The organism is Polynucleobacter sp. HIN5 (assembly GCF_030297555.1).
GTDB lineage: Bacteria > Pseudomonadota > Gammaproteobacteria > Burkholderiales > Burkholderiaceae > Polynucleobacter.
Window position 1 is genome coordinate 353,277 of record NZ_AP028136.1, and the last position, 14,551, is coordinate 367,827.

Annotated in this window: 13 protein-coding genes; 10 read left to right on the forward strand and 3 right to left on the reverse strand. The window is 49.5% G+C overall.

What is annotated here, in order from left to right; all coding sequences use genetic code 11:
• Position 1 precedes the first annotated feature (1 nt).
• Both QUE61_RS01860 and QUE61_RS01865 read left to right on the forward strand, forming a co-directional pair.
• Positions 2-901 carry a dienelactone hydrolase family protein gene (locus QUE61_RS01860; RefSeq protein ID WP_458574717.1) on the forward strand — a complete coding sequence of 300 codons (900 nt, stop codon included), beginning with the start codon at positions 2-4 and terminating at the stop codon, positions 899-901.
• A gap of 48 nt (positions 902-949) precedes the next feature.
• Positions 950-1,711 (forward strand): ZIP family metal transporter, encoded by a 762-nt coding sequence (locus QUE61_RS01865; RefSeq protein WP_286308238.1) that lies wholly within the window; start codon positions 950-952, stop codon positions 1,709-1,711.
• A gap of 22 nt (positions 1,712-1,733) precedes the next feature.
• Here QUE61_RS01865 and QUE61_RS01870 read toward each other — a convergent pair whose 3' ends face one another.
• On the reverse strand, positions 1,734-2,567 hold the full coding sequence (locus QUE61_RS01870) for a sulfurtransferase (RefSeq protein WP_286307262.1): 834 nt from the start codon (positions 2,565-2,567) through the stop codon (positions 1,734-1,736).
• Between the two features lie 23 nt (positions 2,568-2,590).
• On the reverse strand, positions 2,591-3,697 hold the full coding sequence (locus QUE61_RS01875; protein ID WP_286307263.1) for an aromatic ring-hydroxylating oxygenase subunit alpha: 1,107 nt from the start codon (positions 3,695-3,697) through the stop codon (positions 2,591-2,593).
• Between the two features lie 190 nt (positions 3,698-3,887).
• Between QUE61_RS01875 and xseB the strand changes: the two genes are divergently transcribed.
• From xseB to folE2, 4 genes are read left to right on the forward strand one after another with little or no spacing between them, the layout of a single operon-like run.
• The gene (gene xseB / locus QUE61_RS01880) at positions 3,888-4,115 is read left to right on the forward strand and encodes an exodeoxyribonuclease VII small subunit (protein WP_286307264.1); all 228 of its coding nucleotides are present in this window, start codon (positions 3,888-3,890) and stop codon (positions 4,113-4,115) included.
• Positions 4,116-4,134: 19 nt separating this feature from the next.
• Positions 4,135-5,043 (forward strand): polyprenyl synthetase family protein, encoded by a 909-nt coding sequence (locus QUE61_RS01885; RefSeq protein WP_286307265.1) that lies wholly within the window; start codon positions 4,135-4,137, stop codon positions 5,041-5,043.
• A 1-nt stretch (position 5,044) separates the two neighbouring features.
• Complete coding sequence (gene dxs, locus QUE61_RS01890; RefSeq protein ID WP_286307266.1) at positions 5,045-6,967, forward strand: 1-deoxy-D-xylulose-5-phosphate synthase; 1,923 nt, start codon at positions 5,045-5,047, stop codon at positions 6,965-6,967.
• A gap of 57 nt (positions 6,968-7,024) precedes the next feature.
• On the forward strand, positions 7,025-7,849 hold the full coding sequence (gene folE2, locus QUE61_RS01895; RefSeq protein ID WP_286307267.1) for a GTP cyclohydrolase FolE2: 825 nt from the start codon (positions 7,025-7,027) through the stop codon (positions 7,847-7,849).
• A gap of 5 nt (positions 7,850-7,854) precedes the next feature.
• Here folE2 and tsaD read toward each other — a convergent pair whose 3' ends face one another.
• A complete protein-coding gene (gene tsaD / locus QUE61_RS01900; RefSeq protein ID WP_286307268.1) occupies positions 7,855-8,916 on the reverse strand; it encodes a tRNA (adenosine(37)-N6)-threonylcarbamoyltransferase complex transferase subunit TsaD in 1,062 nt (353 codons plus the stop codon).
• Between the two features lie 86 nt (positions 8,917-9,002).
• On the opposite strand from tsaD, the gene rpsU reads away from it, so the two are divergent.
• The 4 genes from rpsU to rpoD all read left to right on the forward strand — a co-directional run bounded on the left by rpsU (position 9,003) and on the right by rpoD (position 14,360).
• On the forward strand, positions 9,003-9,215 hold the full coding sequence (rpsU, locus tag QUE61_RS01905; protein ID WP_011903537.1) for a 30S ribosomal protein S21: 213 nt from the start codon (positions 9,003-9,005) through the stop codon (positions 9,213-9,215).
• Positions 9,216-9,340: 125 nt separating this feature from the next.
• A complete protein-coding gene (locus QUE61_RS01910) occupies positions 9,341-9,787 on the forward strand; it encodes a GatB/YqeY domain-containing protein (protein WP_286307269.1) in 447 nt (148 codons plus the stop codon).
• 11 nt (positions 9,788-9,798) lie between these two features.
• On the forward strand, positions 9,799-11,691 hold the full coding sequence (gene dnaG / locus QUE61_RS01915; RefSeq protein WP_286307270.1) for a DNA primase: 1,893 nt from the start codon (positions 9,799-9,801) through the stop codon (positions 11,689-11,691).
• A 233-nt stretch (positions 11,692-11,924) separates the two neighbouring features.
• Positions 11,925-14,360: an RNA polymerase sigma factor RpoD gene (gene rpoD, locus QUE61_RS01920; protein WP_286307271.1), complete on the forward strand. Its 2,436-nt coding sequence runs from the start codon at positions 11,925-11,927 to the stop codon at positions 14,358-14,360.
• Positions 14,361-14,551 lie beyond the last annotated feature (191 nt).

The following is a 14,551-nucleotide window of genomic DNA, read 5'->3' on the forward strand; positions in this document are numbered from 1 at the left end:
AATGAGTAATGATCATAAGCAAAATGATTTAGGTCGACGTGATTTCATGAAGACCTCACTGAAAGCCTCAACTGCAACGGTGACCGCCGGAGCCTTGGGGATTGGGTTTGTAGCCGCTTCGGATCCTGTTTTGGCCCAAGCGATTAAAACCGACTTTACTGGCATTAAAGCGGGTGAGCAGGATATTCCAGTTGGGACATTTAATATGCCGGCTTATATTTCTCGTCCCGAGAAAGCGAGTGGCCCATTACCCATCGTGATTGTCGTGAGTGAGATTTTTGGTGTACATGAGTACATCGCTGACACCACTCGGCGTTTTGCAAAGTTGGGTTACATGGCGATTGCGCCAGAGTTCTTTACCCGTGCAGGCGATCCCAATACCTTTGGAACCATTGCCGAGATTCAGAGCAATATTGTGGCCAAGACCCCCGATGCTCAAGTATTGGGCGATCTCAAGGCTGCGATTGCCTGGGCTGGTAAAAATGGCGGCGATCTTAAAAAAGTCGGTGTCACTGGATTTTGCTGGGGTGGACGCATTACCTGGTTAGCCGCAACGATGCCTGAGGTGAAGGCGGGCGTGGCTTGGTATGGACGCCTGGTGGGCGATAAAACCGCTAATAACCCAAGACAGCCCGTTGAGATTGCAGCCGATCTCAAAGCCCCAGTATTGGGCCTTTACGGTTCAGCTGATACTGGTATTCCACTCGATACCGTGGAGCAAATGAAAGCAGCGCTCGCTAAAGCAAGTTCCAATTCTGCAGCGAAAGCCTCCAAGTTCGAGATCTATCCGGATGCACCTCACGCCTTTCATGCGGACTACCGCAATACCTACCGCGAGGGTCCCGCAAAAGATGGCTGGGCAAAATGCTTAGCTTGGTTTAAGCAGTACGGCGTTTCTTAAAAATAGAGTTAGTCGAGCGGATTGCCTGTGGGTTTGAGCACACTTCAAATGATTGTTTTGGTCACCGCAGGCGCCGGGCTTGCGAGTGTGCTCGCTGCCGCAAGCCTTTCATTAACCCTGCTGGCCAAGATCGTCAACCACATGGTGAGCCTCTCGGTCGGTATTTTGTTGGCCACCGCCTTTTTGCATTCTTTGCCTGAGGCCTTTGAGATCCCAGGTGCGCAAGCCCACTATCTATTTGCCACCCTCTTGGGTGGATTGCTTGGATTTTTTCTCTTGGAAAAAATCGCGCTCCTACGTCATAGTCACCATCATGAAGGCGATGGTCATGACCATCACCACGGCCACGATAAAGAAGCGGCGGGTAGTAGTGGTTGGATGATTTTGGTGGGTGACAGTATTCATAATTTTGTGGATGGTGTATTGATTGCTGCGGCCTTCATGGTGGATGTGCAAATCGGCATCTTTACTGCCTTAGCCATCATTGCGCATGAGATCCCGCAAGAGATTGGAGACTTCATCATACTTCTCAATGCGGGCTTCTCTCGGGCACGCGCATTGCTATACAACGGAATTAGCGGTTTGATGGCAGTGGTTGGCGGGGTGCTGGCGTATTACTTTTTAGAGCGCGCTACCCAAGTGATGCCCTATCTACTGGTGATTGCATCGAGCAGCTTTATTTACATTGCAGTGAGTGATTTAATTCCGCAGATGCATCGGCGACCCCATTGGCAGGAGTCACTACGCCAAATCGTATTGATTGCAATCGGGGTCGGGATTGTGGTTTTACTGACCGACCACAACCACTAATTTAAAAGAGTACGAACTCGTTTTATCGCTCGATCGGACGACTTGGATCCGAACACCACTCACTCCAACTGCCCACATGTAAGCGTGAGCCACTGAGGCCCGCTGCTTCCATCGCTAACAGATTATGGCAAGCACTAACCCCAGACCCACACGAATGAATAATCGTTCCTGGTTTTTGCTGACCAATCAGGAGAACAAATTCTTTATAGAGCTGTTCTGGTGATTTAAATTTACCCGAGACCAAATTCTCCTTAAAGCAGCGATTGGTCGCTCCGGGAATATGACCACCGACCGGGTCTAAAGTTTCGTTCTCGCCGCGAAAGCGATCGGCAGTGCGCGCATCAATCACCATTTTGCGAGCATCGGCTTGGACGTTTTGCTCCATCTCATCAATCGTGACCACGCCCTGGTAGGGATAAGCCTCTGGCGAAGTGGTTAATGGAGTGGGCTCACGACCTGTATGACCAATACTGCCGTTCCAGGCATCTAAGCCGCCATCAAGTACTTGAACCGAGGCATGGCCAATCGAGCGCAGCATCCACCATAAGCGGCTTGCAAAGGTGCCGCCATGGCTATCGTAGGCAACCACATGCGTGTGATTGGCAATCCCAAGACGTTGACGGGTTTTTGCCCAAGCCTCAGGGCTTGGGAGTGGATGCCGACCATTCTTCCCCGTTTTGGGGCCTGATAAATCTTTATCGACATTGACATAAATGGCGCCAGTGATGTGGGCATTTTTGTACATTGCATAGCCGGCGTTGGCGTTGGTGAGATCAAAACGGCAGTCACAAATTAAGACATCACTACCCTCATTGATGAGTTCTTCCAGTTGATTTGCGGTAATGATGGGATTCATGTGGCCTCCTGGGTGAAGATCAATTAGTAGTTCATTTCACGACGATACCATTCGTGGAAGTGTTGCATACCATCTTCCATGGGGCTTTGATAAGGACCCACTTCGTTCTGAGCGCGAGCAAGTAGTGCCGCACGACCTGCATCCATACGCTCGGCAATTTCATCATCCTCAATGCAGGTTTCCATATACGCTGCGCGCTCAGCCTCGATAAACTCCCGCTCAAAAAGAGTAATTTCTTCAGGGTAATAGAACTCCACGATATTGCGGGTCTTATTTGGGGCAATCGGATGCAGCGTTGAAATGCAGAGCACGCCTGGATACCACTCGACCATCACATTGGGGTAGTAGGTCAGCCAGATGGCGCCATGCTTTGGCATCTGACCTTGGTGATGACGTAAAACCGCGTCGTGCCAGGCGCGGTAGGTGGGTGTGCCGGGCTTACTTAGTTCTTTATGAATGCCGACGGTCTGGACGCTGTGCCAGTCACCAAACTCCCAGCGTAAATCATCGCACGACACAAACTTACCAAGCCCCGGATGAAAAGGGACTACATGATAGTCCTCGAGATACACCTCAATAAAGGTCTTCCAGTTGTAATTGCACTCGTGCACCTCGACATGGTCGAGCATATAACCCGAGAAATCTAAATCGCGTCCAACAGAAAGTTTTCCGAGGTCTGCTTGTACATCGCGAGGACCCTCAAACAATAGACCCTGCCAGTTTTGTAGAGGCGATTTACCAAGATTCAAACAAGGCTTATCACCAAAATGCGGAGCACCTAGCAACTGACCTTCTAGGTCATAGGTCCAGCGGTGCAGTGGGCAAACAATAGTATCGACCTTGCCGCTACCATTGAGCATCAAGGCTTGACGATGGCGGCAGACGTTCGATAGCAGTTCCACGCCATTGGGGCCTTCATGGTTGCGAACTAGGATTCGCCCCTCATTTTCCGCTAGCAGGGTTCGGTACGAACCTGTTTCGGGAACCATGAGTTCATGGCCGACGTAGCCAGGCCCTTGCTGAAATAGCAATTGCAGCTCCCGTTGAAATAAATCAACGTCAAAATATGCCGAAACCGGCAGTTGTAAATTGGACGGCGCAAGAAATTGCGCGGTAGCCAGATTAGTCATTCTCCCCACCCCCGAAAAGTCAGCCGAAGCTAAGCGGAACAACCAATCCAACCATCGACATGTCGATATTGGAAAGGAAGAGGGATTATACCCATGGGGCAAAAATCTGCCTGTGACTTTTATCAAAAAGACGAAAACCTCAATAAACCCGCAAATTAGCTTGAATTGAATTCGGTATTAAGATGACGAAATGGCAAGTAAGAAAACCACCTCGGCTTCGCCCGAATCCAGCATTGACCCCCAAATGCGCTATGAGGCAGCCCTCAAGGAGTTGGAGTCCTTGGTGATGGCGATGGAGTCCGGCAAATTATCCCTAGAGGAGACCTTGGCCGCCTATCAGCGCGGTGCTGCCTTACTCAAACACTGTCAGGGTGTTTTGGCTCAGGTCGAGCAACAAGTCAAAGTGATCGAGAGTTAGGTCGATTAACGCTGCATCGATGAGCTCATTTTCATTCGAGGCATGGTTGGCCTCCCAATCGCAACGAGCAGAAAGCGCGCTTCTTCAGTACCTTGATCCGGATACGGTAGCGCCGCAGCATTTGCATACCGCGATGCGCTATGCCGTTCTTGGTGGTGGCAAACGAATTCGTCCCCTATTAGTATTTGCTGCGAGTGAGTTAGGGTCAGTTGATCAAGTGGATGGGTCGCTTGTGAATCGTGCCGCGAGTGCGATTGAGATGATTCATACCTATTCCCTGGTGCACGATGATTTGCCATGCATGGACGATGATGATTTACGCCGCGGACGCCCTACAGTTCATAAAGCCTATGATGAGGCGACTGCTTTACTAGTGGGCGATGCATTGCAAACCCGTGCTTTTGAAATCCTCTCGTATCCAGTCGGTCCTGACCCAAAGACCGGTTTTGCACAGCTGCGCATGATTGCTTCCTTGGCCTACGCCTCCGGTTCTAAGGGCATGGCCGGTGGACAGGCGATTGATTTGCAGAACGTGGGCAAAAAAATGGACTTGCCCGCTCTAGAAGAAATGCATGCCATGAAGACCGGTGCTCTGCTCATTTGCGCTGTCCAGCTCGGAGGGATTGCCGCCCAATTGTCCGATCAAGCGATGGCTCAACTTGATACTTACGCAAAGGCGATTGGCTTGGCTTTTCAGGTGGTGGACGATATTCTGGATGCGACCGCTGATAGTGCAACACTTGGAAAAACGGCGGGCAAAGATGCGGCGCAAGATAAGCCTACCTATGTGACCCTGAAGGGTTTAGACTATGCAAACGAACTGGCTAATGAATTAAAGGGGAGAGCGCTAAACAGTCTGAATGAGTTTGGGCCACAGGCCGATGCCTTGCGTCATATTGCTCATTTAGTTGTGGATCGCAAAAAATAGTATGTTGCACTCGATCAATGACCCTCGCGATTTACGTAAATTAACACGTGAGGAGCTCCCGGCACTTGCCGATGAGCTAAGACAGTACATCGTGGATTCTGTATCAAAGACGGGCGGTCACCTCTCGTCGAATTTAGGAACGGTAGAGCTATCGATTGCCTTGCATTATGTATTCGATACACCGCACGATCGGATCGTGTGGGATGTGGGTCATCAAAGTTATCCGCATAAGATTTTGACTGGACGACGTGATCAGATGCATTCTTTGCGGCAATTTGGCGGGCTCTCAGGATTTCCAAGACGCTCTGAGAGTGAGTACGACACCTTTGGTACAGCACATTCCTCTACCAGCATCTCTGCTGCAATGGGAATGGCGCGCGCAGCGCAAACCAAGGGCGAGGATCGGGTGGCAGTTGCTGTGATCGGCGACGGCGCGATGAGTGCGGGGATGGCGTTTGAAGCCATGAACAATGCAGGCGTGTATGAGAACATGCCGCTCGTAGTGATTCTGAATGACAACGACATGTCAATTTCGCCAGCGGTTGGGGCGCTTAATCGCTACTTGGCACGTTTACTTAGCGGCAATATTTATTCGGCAACCAAAAAAGGAATTGATTCGGTTCTGTCCTCGATGGCGCCGCCTTTAAGGGAGTTTGCCAAGCGCCTTGAAGATCATGCCAAGGGTTTTGTATCACCATCGACCATCTTTGAGGAGTTCGGGTTTACGTACTTTGGTCCAATCGATGGGCATGATTTGGATACCTTAATTCCGATGATGCAAAACGTGCGCCGCTTGGCCAAAGAAGGTAACGGTCCTCAATTCTTGCACGTCATTACGCGCAAGGGCCAAGGTTATATGTTGGCTGAAGCGGATCCCATTTTGTATCACGGTCCCGGTAAATTTAATCCTCAGGAAGGTATTAAATCGAGTGGCGCTGGTAAAAAAACGTTTACCCAGGTATTTGGGGAGTGGTTATGCGATATGGCGCAAGCCGATCCAAAGTTGGTCGGTATCACTCCTGCGATGCGCGAAGGTTCCGGCTTGGTCGAGTTTGAAAAACGCTTTCCCGATCGTTACTACGATGTGGGGATTGCCGAGCAGCACTCGGTTACCTTTGCAGCTGGCATGGCCTGCGAGGGCATGAAGCCCGTTGTTGCCATTTATTCCACCTTTTTACAGCGTGCCTACGATCAATTGATTCATGATGTGGCCTTGCAAGATTTACCGATTGTGTTTGCAATTGATCGCGCTGGGTTGGTAGGCGCTGATGGTGCGACTCATGCCGGGGCATACGACATTGCTTATTTGCGCTGCATTCCCAATATGCTAATCATGACCCCAGCCGATGAGGCGGAGTGCCGTGATTTATTGACAACGGCCTATCATCAAAATCACCCCACAGCGGTTCGCTATCCACGGGGTGCCGGTATTGGCAATCTACCATCCAAAGAATTACGCACCTTACCACTCGGTCGCGGTGAGATTCGGCGGGAGGCGCAAACGACCGGTAAGCGCCTAGCCATTCTTGCATTTGGAACATTGCTATATCCAGCACTTGATGTTGCGCAGAAGCTCGATGCTACGGTCGTCAATATGCGCTTTGTGAAGCCGCTTGATATTGACTTGATTCAGACGTTTGCCCGCAATCATGATTACTTTGTAACAGTTGAGGATGGTTGCGTTCAAGGTGGCGCGGGAAGTGCCTGTATGGAGGCCATGAACCTCTTGGGAATCACTAAACCATTATTGTCTTTGGGCCTGCCAGACGCCTTCATTGAGCACGGGGATTACAACTTGCTGATGGCTCAGTGCGGATTGGATGCCTCAGGAATCGAAGCAGCAATTCTTGCCCGTTTCCCAGATTTGGGTACTGCGTCACTGAACCTCAAGACCCCAACGGATCAGGTCCCCGTCGGTAAATAATGCGCTTGTAAAAGCGCTCATTGAACCGGTTGGATTATTTTGAGCGAAAATAATGATATGAACGATCTCAACACCAGCTTTCTTAACACCAAAGCATTGCCTGATGTGCAAGGCAGTGACGATGCGCGATCACTAGCGATTGAGCGCGTCGGGATCCGTGGCATCAAGCATCCCATTCAGGTAGAAAGTGGCTCCGGTTCATTTCCAACGGTCGCTCGTTTTGAAATGGACGTGGCATTACCCGCCGATCAAAAGGGTACGCATATGTCGCGATTTGTGCAGTTACTGCAAGAACAGCAGGGCGCCTATGATGGCTTGGCGATTGTGCAAATGGCCAAAAACATGCTGCCTCTCCTGCATGCAAAGCAAGGTCGTATTCAAATGCAATACACCCACTTTGTCAAAAAAAGCGCCCCAATCTCCGCAGTTGAGAGTTGGATGGATTACGAGGTAACGTATTTAGTTGAGGCAAAAGAAGGTTCCGATCAAACGATTGAGGCCGATCTTTATTTAAAGGCTATCGTACCGGTGATGAGCTTATGCCCTTGCTCCAAAGAGATTTCAGAGTATGGTGCTCATAATCAGCGCTCGCATGTCACCATTTTGGTCAAACTGGATGCCGGTGCCAATCTTGGTGTGGAAGAGGTGTTACGCATTGCTGAAACAGAAGCGTCTAGCGAGTTATGGGCCATTTTGAAGCGCCCTGATGAGAAATGGGTCACAGAGCACGCCTATGAGAATCCAAAATTTGTGGAGGATCTGGTACGGGATGTCGCCACCCGCCTAAAGCATGATCAGCGTATTCTGTCGTTGACAGTGGAAGCGGAAAACTTTGAGTCCATCCATAACCACAGCGCGTTTGCCCGCATTAGTCTTCCCTAGTTTCTCTAAGTATTTAAAGAGCTTAGATCCCAACGGGGCTTAATATCAAACGCCCCATGCGTAGTTGAACCACTTTGTAGTAGTCGAAGTGCTCCTGCAAACGCAATCATCACTCCGTTATCAGTGCATAACTCGATTGGTGGATAGTGAACCTGGTACCCGCGCGCGGTTGCCATCGTAGTGAGTTTTTTGCGAAGCTGAGTATTGGCACCCACACCTCCAGCAACCACTAAATCACGACAATTCATTTGCTCGAGTGCGGCCATTGCTTTATGACTCAGAACATCGGTCACTGCTTCCACAAATGCACAGGCGAGGTTGGCACGAAAGGACTCGTTATAGCAATCATTGGACTGTGACTTTTTAACTTGATGCAAAACTGAGGTCTTGAGTCCCGAAAACGAAAAATCCAAATCCTTGGAATGCAACATCGGTCTGGGTAAATCAAAGCCAGCAGCTTTTCCAGACTCTGCCAATTTCGAGAGCGCGGCCCCGCCTGGGTAGTCGAGGCCCAATAATTTGGCAGTCTTATCAAATGCTTCACCGGCCGCATCATCAACCGTTTCCCCAAGGAGTTGGTAGTCGCCAATCTGTCGAACCTGCATGAGCTGGGTGTGCCCTCCCGACACTAAAAGGGCGACAAACGGAAAAGTTGGCTTTTTTAGGGAGTCGTTTGCCAATAATGGCGAAAGCAGATGACCCTCTAGGTGATGGACCCCGATTAGGGGTTTTTGGATTGCCACTGCCAAGGCATTGGCAAAGGCCGATCCCACCAGTAGAGCGCCGGCAAGGCCTGGCCCCTGGGTATAGGCCACCCCATCGAGCTTATTGATATTGCAGGAGGATTCTTTTAACGCCTTGTTTAGTAAAGGAATTAAGCGTCGAATATGGTCCCGCGAGGCTAGTTCAGGCACAACCCCACCGTAATCCTGATGCATCTCAATCTGGGAGTGCAAGGCGGCCCCTAAAACGCCTTGATGGGCGGGTCTTCCAGCCTCCCAGGCCCCTGTGTCATAAACAGCAAGGCCAGTTTCATCGCAGGAGGTCTCAATACCGAGGACTATCATTGGGGGCGGGGTCGTGCTAGAATCCGTGTTTTAGTAAATTTTGATCATTTTCTAGCAATCAAAGAGTAAAAGCGAGTAAAAACAGCATGACCACAGTCCGCCTTCGCGAAAACGAACCATTTGAAGTGGCATTGCGCCGCTTTAAGCGCACCATCGAGAAGAATGGTCTATTGACCGATCTTCGTGCACGTGAGTTCTATGAGAAACCCACGGCCGAGCGCAAGCGCAAAAAAGCAGCCGCTGCAAAGCGTCACTACAAGCGGATTCGTAGCCAGATGTTGCCCAAAAAGCTTTACTAATAATTCCTGGGGTTTTCGGGAAATTCCCGAAAACCGCCAATCATCAAAGCCCGCCTGCTGTGCGGGCTTTATTTTTTTAATCTCTTGGATAATGGATCCATTCGATTGATATTTGGAGAACTTGAATGACTCTCAAAGAGCAAATTACCGAAGACATGAAGTCAGCCATGCGTGCTAAAGAGGCCGAGCGTCTTGGCACCATTCGCTTGCTGTTAGCCGCGATCAAGCAGCGAGAGGTGGATGAGCGTATTACGGTGGATGATGCTGGAATTATTGCCATCATTGAAAAACTCATTAAGCAGCGTAAAGACTCGATTGAGCAGTTTCAGAAAGCAGGGCGCACTGACCTAGTTGACCAAGAATCAAAAGAGTTAGGTATCTTACAAGCCTATATGCCAGCTCAACTATCAGAGGCTGAAGTGCAGGCGGTGATTCAAAAGACAATTTCGAGCTTGGGAGCTGCAGGCCCGCAAGATATGGGCAAAGTGATTGGGGCGCTCAAGGCGCAACTTGCTGGGAAAGCGGATATGGGAATGGTATCTGGATTGGTCAAAGCCGCTCTCGCAAAATAATGCTTTAATCCATGGCGCTCATTCCTCAATCCTTTATCTCCGATTTACTCAATCGGGTCGATATTGTTGATGTGGTCGGAAAGCACGTCAAACTCAAAAAGGCAGGCGCTAACTATCAAGGCTTGTGCCCCTTTCATCAAGAGAAGTCACCCTCATTTTCAGTATCTCCCACGAAGCAGTTTTATCACTGCTTTGGTTGTGGGGCGCATGGCTCGGCAATCGGCTTCATGATGGAGTACTCTGGCCAATCGTATGTCGATGCCATCGAAGAGCTCGCTCGCTCGGTAGGCCTCAATGTTCCTCGTGAAGAGCGCAATGTTCGTGATGTGATGGCGCAAAAGCAGGCCCTCGCGCTTGGTGAGGTGATGACGATGGCGAGTGATTGGTACTCCCAGCAACTAAAAGGATCGCAACGAGCCATTGACTATCTCAAGGGCCGTGGTTTGACTGGCGAGATTGCCAAGCGCTATGGCCTTGGTTATGCGCCCGATGGCTGGCAGGGGCTCGAAGCGGTATTTGATTCGTATAGTAAAGATGAAACCGCTAAGTTACTGATTGAGGCTGGCTTAATTATTCAGGGCGAGGGAACGGATAGCCTGGGTAAGGTTAAGCGCTATGACCGCTTTCGTGATCGGATCATGTTCCCCATTCGTAATCCCAAGGGACAGGTGATTGCTTTTGGTGGACGAATCCTGGATCAAGGAGAGCCAAAGTATTTAAATTCTCCGGAGACCCCACTGTTCTCCAAAGGAAATACCCTCTACGGATTATTTGAGGGGCGCTTGGCGATTCGGGATCGGGGATTTGTGTTGGTGTGTGAGGGTTATATGGATGTCGTAGCCTTGGCTCAACTGGGATTCGCTAATGCGGTTGCCACCCTAGGAACTGCATGCACACCCTTTCATGTGCGTACGTTATTACGCCAAACCGATCGGATCGTATTCTCATTTGATGGGGATGCAGCTGGTCAACGTGCCGCGCAGCGCGCGCTAGAGGCAACCCTACCCATCTTGAGTGACGATAAAGAAATTCGTTTTTTATTCCTACCGAGCGAGCACGATCCCGATAGTTATATTCGGCAGTATGGAGCTGCTGCGTTTGAGCAGGCGATTCATCAGGCGATGTCATTATCGGGATTCTTTTTCAAGCTCGCGAGCGAAGGCAATGATCTAGCAACTCCTGAGGGTCGGGCAAAAACCCATCACGTAGCCAAACCTTGGTTGCAATCGATGCCAGCCATTGCTTTGCGCTCTCAATTGCTGCGTGAGCTTGCGAATCGCACCGCATCGAGTGTGAGTGAGCTCGAGCAATTTTGCGCACTGACCCCAGCGACTAAAACACTACCCCCTGCCACTCAAGCCCAAACTAAACTGCAGACTATCAAACCGGCAATTACAAAACCCGCCAACCCACGCTCGGCAAAGCAGTCTCGTCCCAACGTTGAACCACCCAAGCCAACCGATTTATCAGAACACATCATGCGTTTACTGATTCAGTTCCCGATTCTTGGAAAAGACATGACCCCCGATCAACGACAATTGGCAATGGAGGTCGCCAAAAAACGATCAGATAAGGCGCATAACTTAATGAGCGACCTGATTCATCAATGCGACATTCTGGAGATCAATACTCAAAATCCAAATTCTTCCTTTGCAGTTTTTCAGGATCAGTTAGCAACCAGTCCATTGGCCGATTTGTACCAAATCCTCAGGCAACGCATTTTGGGTTCTGAGATTGAGTATCTTGGCGCAAAAGAAGATCTTGAGGGGGTCTTAAATAAGCTCGAACTCGGTCATTTGAAAGCCGAAATGACTGAAATTACCGAAAAAATGACGCAAGGACGTGCAAATCCACAGGATTTAGAGCGGTATCGACAAATTAGCCAGCGTTTGAGTAAGGGGTAGGAATAACAGAATGTCGATGACTTAAATCGATATTTTTTATGCTTTTGTAGGTCTTACTTGACTCAATCGAGTATAATACGCATTTCCAGAAAAAACTATTTGAATCAGCCACTTACCTCCTTGGCCTGAGAACCTTTGGATGATCGATACGGGTAAATGAACCAGATTGTCAGGACATACGGCTTAAGTAAGTAATCACTAACTTATTAGATTGATCGATTGCAAAGATATCCATGAAAAAACCAGCATCCAAAGCCGCTTCTAAAAAATTAGCAAAACCGGTAGCGAAAGCAAAAGCCCCAGTTAAAAAGGCAAAGCCAGCACCGGCAAAGAAGTCAGTAAAGGCGGTTGCTAAGAAGCCCGCAAAGACTCCAGTAAAAAAAGTTAGCAAACCAGCGGGTAAAGCAATGAAGGCGCCAGCCAAAAAAGTAGTTTCTAAAAGCACAAAGCCCGCGGCAAAGACTGCCAAGCCAAGTGCTAAATCAGTGAAGGCGGCACCCAAGCTGACCGCGAAAGAATTGGCCAAAAAAGCAGCCGAAGAAAAAGCCTTAAAGAAGGCCCAAGAAAAAGCTGCTAAAGAGCAGGCAAAGGCAGAAGCCAAAGCTGCCAAATTAAAAGCCAAAGAGGCTGCTGTAGAGCTTGATGAAAATGGTCAGCCGATTAAAAAAACCCGTGGTCGTAAACCAAAGGTCGAAGTGGCGGGAGAGCCTGGCGTTGATAACCGCACCGATCGCCAAAAAGCGCGGGACCGCAAAGCAAAAGAAAAAGCACTCCTCAAAGAGTTTGCTGCACAACAATTAGGTAGCGAAGAGCAGCAAGAGTTGCGTCGTGCGCGCCTGAAGACCCTCATCAAAATGGGTAAATCCAAGGGTTACCTAACCCATGGCGAGATGAACGACGTGATGTCCGATGAGTTGTCAGAGGTGGACGCCCTGGAAACCTTAATCGGTCTTCTCAATGACATCGGCATTACTGTTTATGAGCAAGCTCCCGATGCGGAAACATTGCTCTTAAATGAACATGGCCCCACCGCAACTTCGGAAGAAGAGGCTGAAGAAGAAGCTGAGGCTGCTCTCTCAACTGTTGATTCGGAGTTCGGTCGTACTACCGACCCCGTGCGCATGTATATGCGCGAGATGGGTACCGTCGATCTTTTAACCCGCGAGGGTGAGATTGTCATTGCCAAAAAGATTGAAGCCGGTCTGAAAGATATGGTGATGGCTTTATCTGCTTGCCCGGTCACAATCTCGGAGATCCTTGCCAATGTTGACAAGATCGTTTCCGGTGAAATGGAAATCGATCAATTTGTTGATGGCTTAGTGGATCCCAATGCTGAAGATATTCCGATGGCTGCCGATGAGCCTGAGGATCTTGAGATGATGGATGAGGGTGAAGAGGGTGATGATGAGGAAGGTGGCGGCGGTGGTGCAAGCACTGCCAGTGCAAAGCAGCTGGAAGAGCTAAAGCAGCGTTCCCTTGAAAAGTTTGCGGTGATTCGCACTCAGTTTGACAAGATGCGTCGCGCCCATGATCGCGACGGCTACAACTCACCCGGTTACCTAAAGGCGCAAGACGCGATTCGTAACGAGCTCTTGGGCTTTCGCTTAACCGCAAAGAGTGTTGAAAAACTCTGCGATACCATGCGTGCGCAAGTCGATGAAGTTTGGAAGCTTGAGCGTGGCATTGTGAGTATTTTGGTCGATAAGATCGGAATCCCCCGCGCTGAAGTTCTGCAAGCATTTCCAAAAATGGCCATGAACTTGCGTTGGACTGCAAATCTTCTCAAAGAGCCAAAGTCATATAGCGCCCTCTTGGAGCGCAATGTCCCTGCGATTCAAGAGCTGCAACAAAAGTTGATTGATATTCAGACCAAAGTGGTGCTGCCGCTCAATGAACTCAAAGAAGTCAATAAGCAAATGATTGCCGGTGAGAAGCGGGCACGTGAAGCAAAGCGCGAAATGACCGTTGCAAACTTACGCTTGGTAATCTCGATTGCTAAGAAATACACCAATCGTGGCTTACAGTTCTTGGATCTGATTCAAGAGGGCAATATTGGTCTCATGAAAGCAGTCGATAAGTTTGAGTACCGTCGTGGTTACAAGTTCTCAACGTATGCGACCTGGTGGATTCGTCAGGCAATTACTCGCTCGATTGCGGATCAGGCGAGAACGATCCGTATCCCAGTGCATATGATTGAAACCATCAATAAGATGAATCGTATTAGCCGCCAGATTTTGCAAGAAACAGGACATGAGCCGGATGCCGCAACCTTAGCGCAAAAGATGGAGATACCAGAAGATAAGATTCGTAAGATTATGAAGATTGCGAAAGAGCCTATCTCGATGGAAACCCCGATTGGCGATGATGAGGATTCGCATTTGGGTGACTTTATTGAAGACTCCAATACGCTGGCGCCAGCCGAGGCCGCATTGCATGACTCGATGCGCGATGTGGTGAAGGATGTGCTTGATTCCTTAACACCACGTGAGGCAAAAGTATTGCGCATGCGCTTTGGTGTCGAGATGAGCACGGATCACACCCTCGAAGAAGTTGGTAAACAGTTTGATGTGACGCGTGAACGCATTCGTCAGATTGAAGCGAAGGCGTTGCGTAAGATGCGTCATCCGAGTCGCAGCGATAAGCTGAAGACTTTCCTCGAAGAGGATTGATTAATTCTCAGGGGCCCATAGCTCAGTTGGTTAGAGCAGAGGACTCATAATGGACTTAACCATGAGGTCTAGCAGTAAAGACCTCAATGATTTCAAGCGGTTAGTGGTGAAATGAGTGGTTTAAATTCACTACACACCGCTTACACACCAACGGGTTTTTCATGGTGTGTAGTAAATAGGGTTTTAGTGTG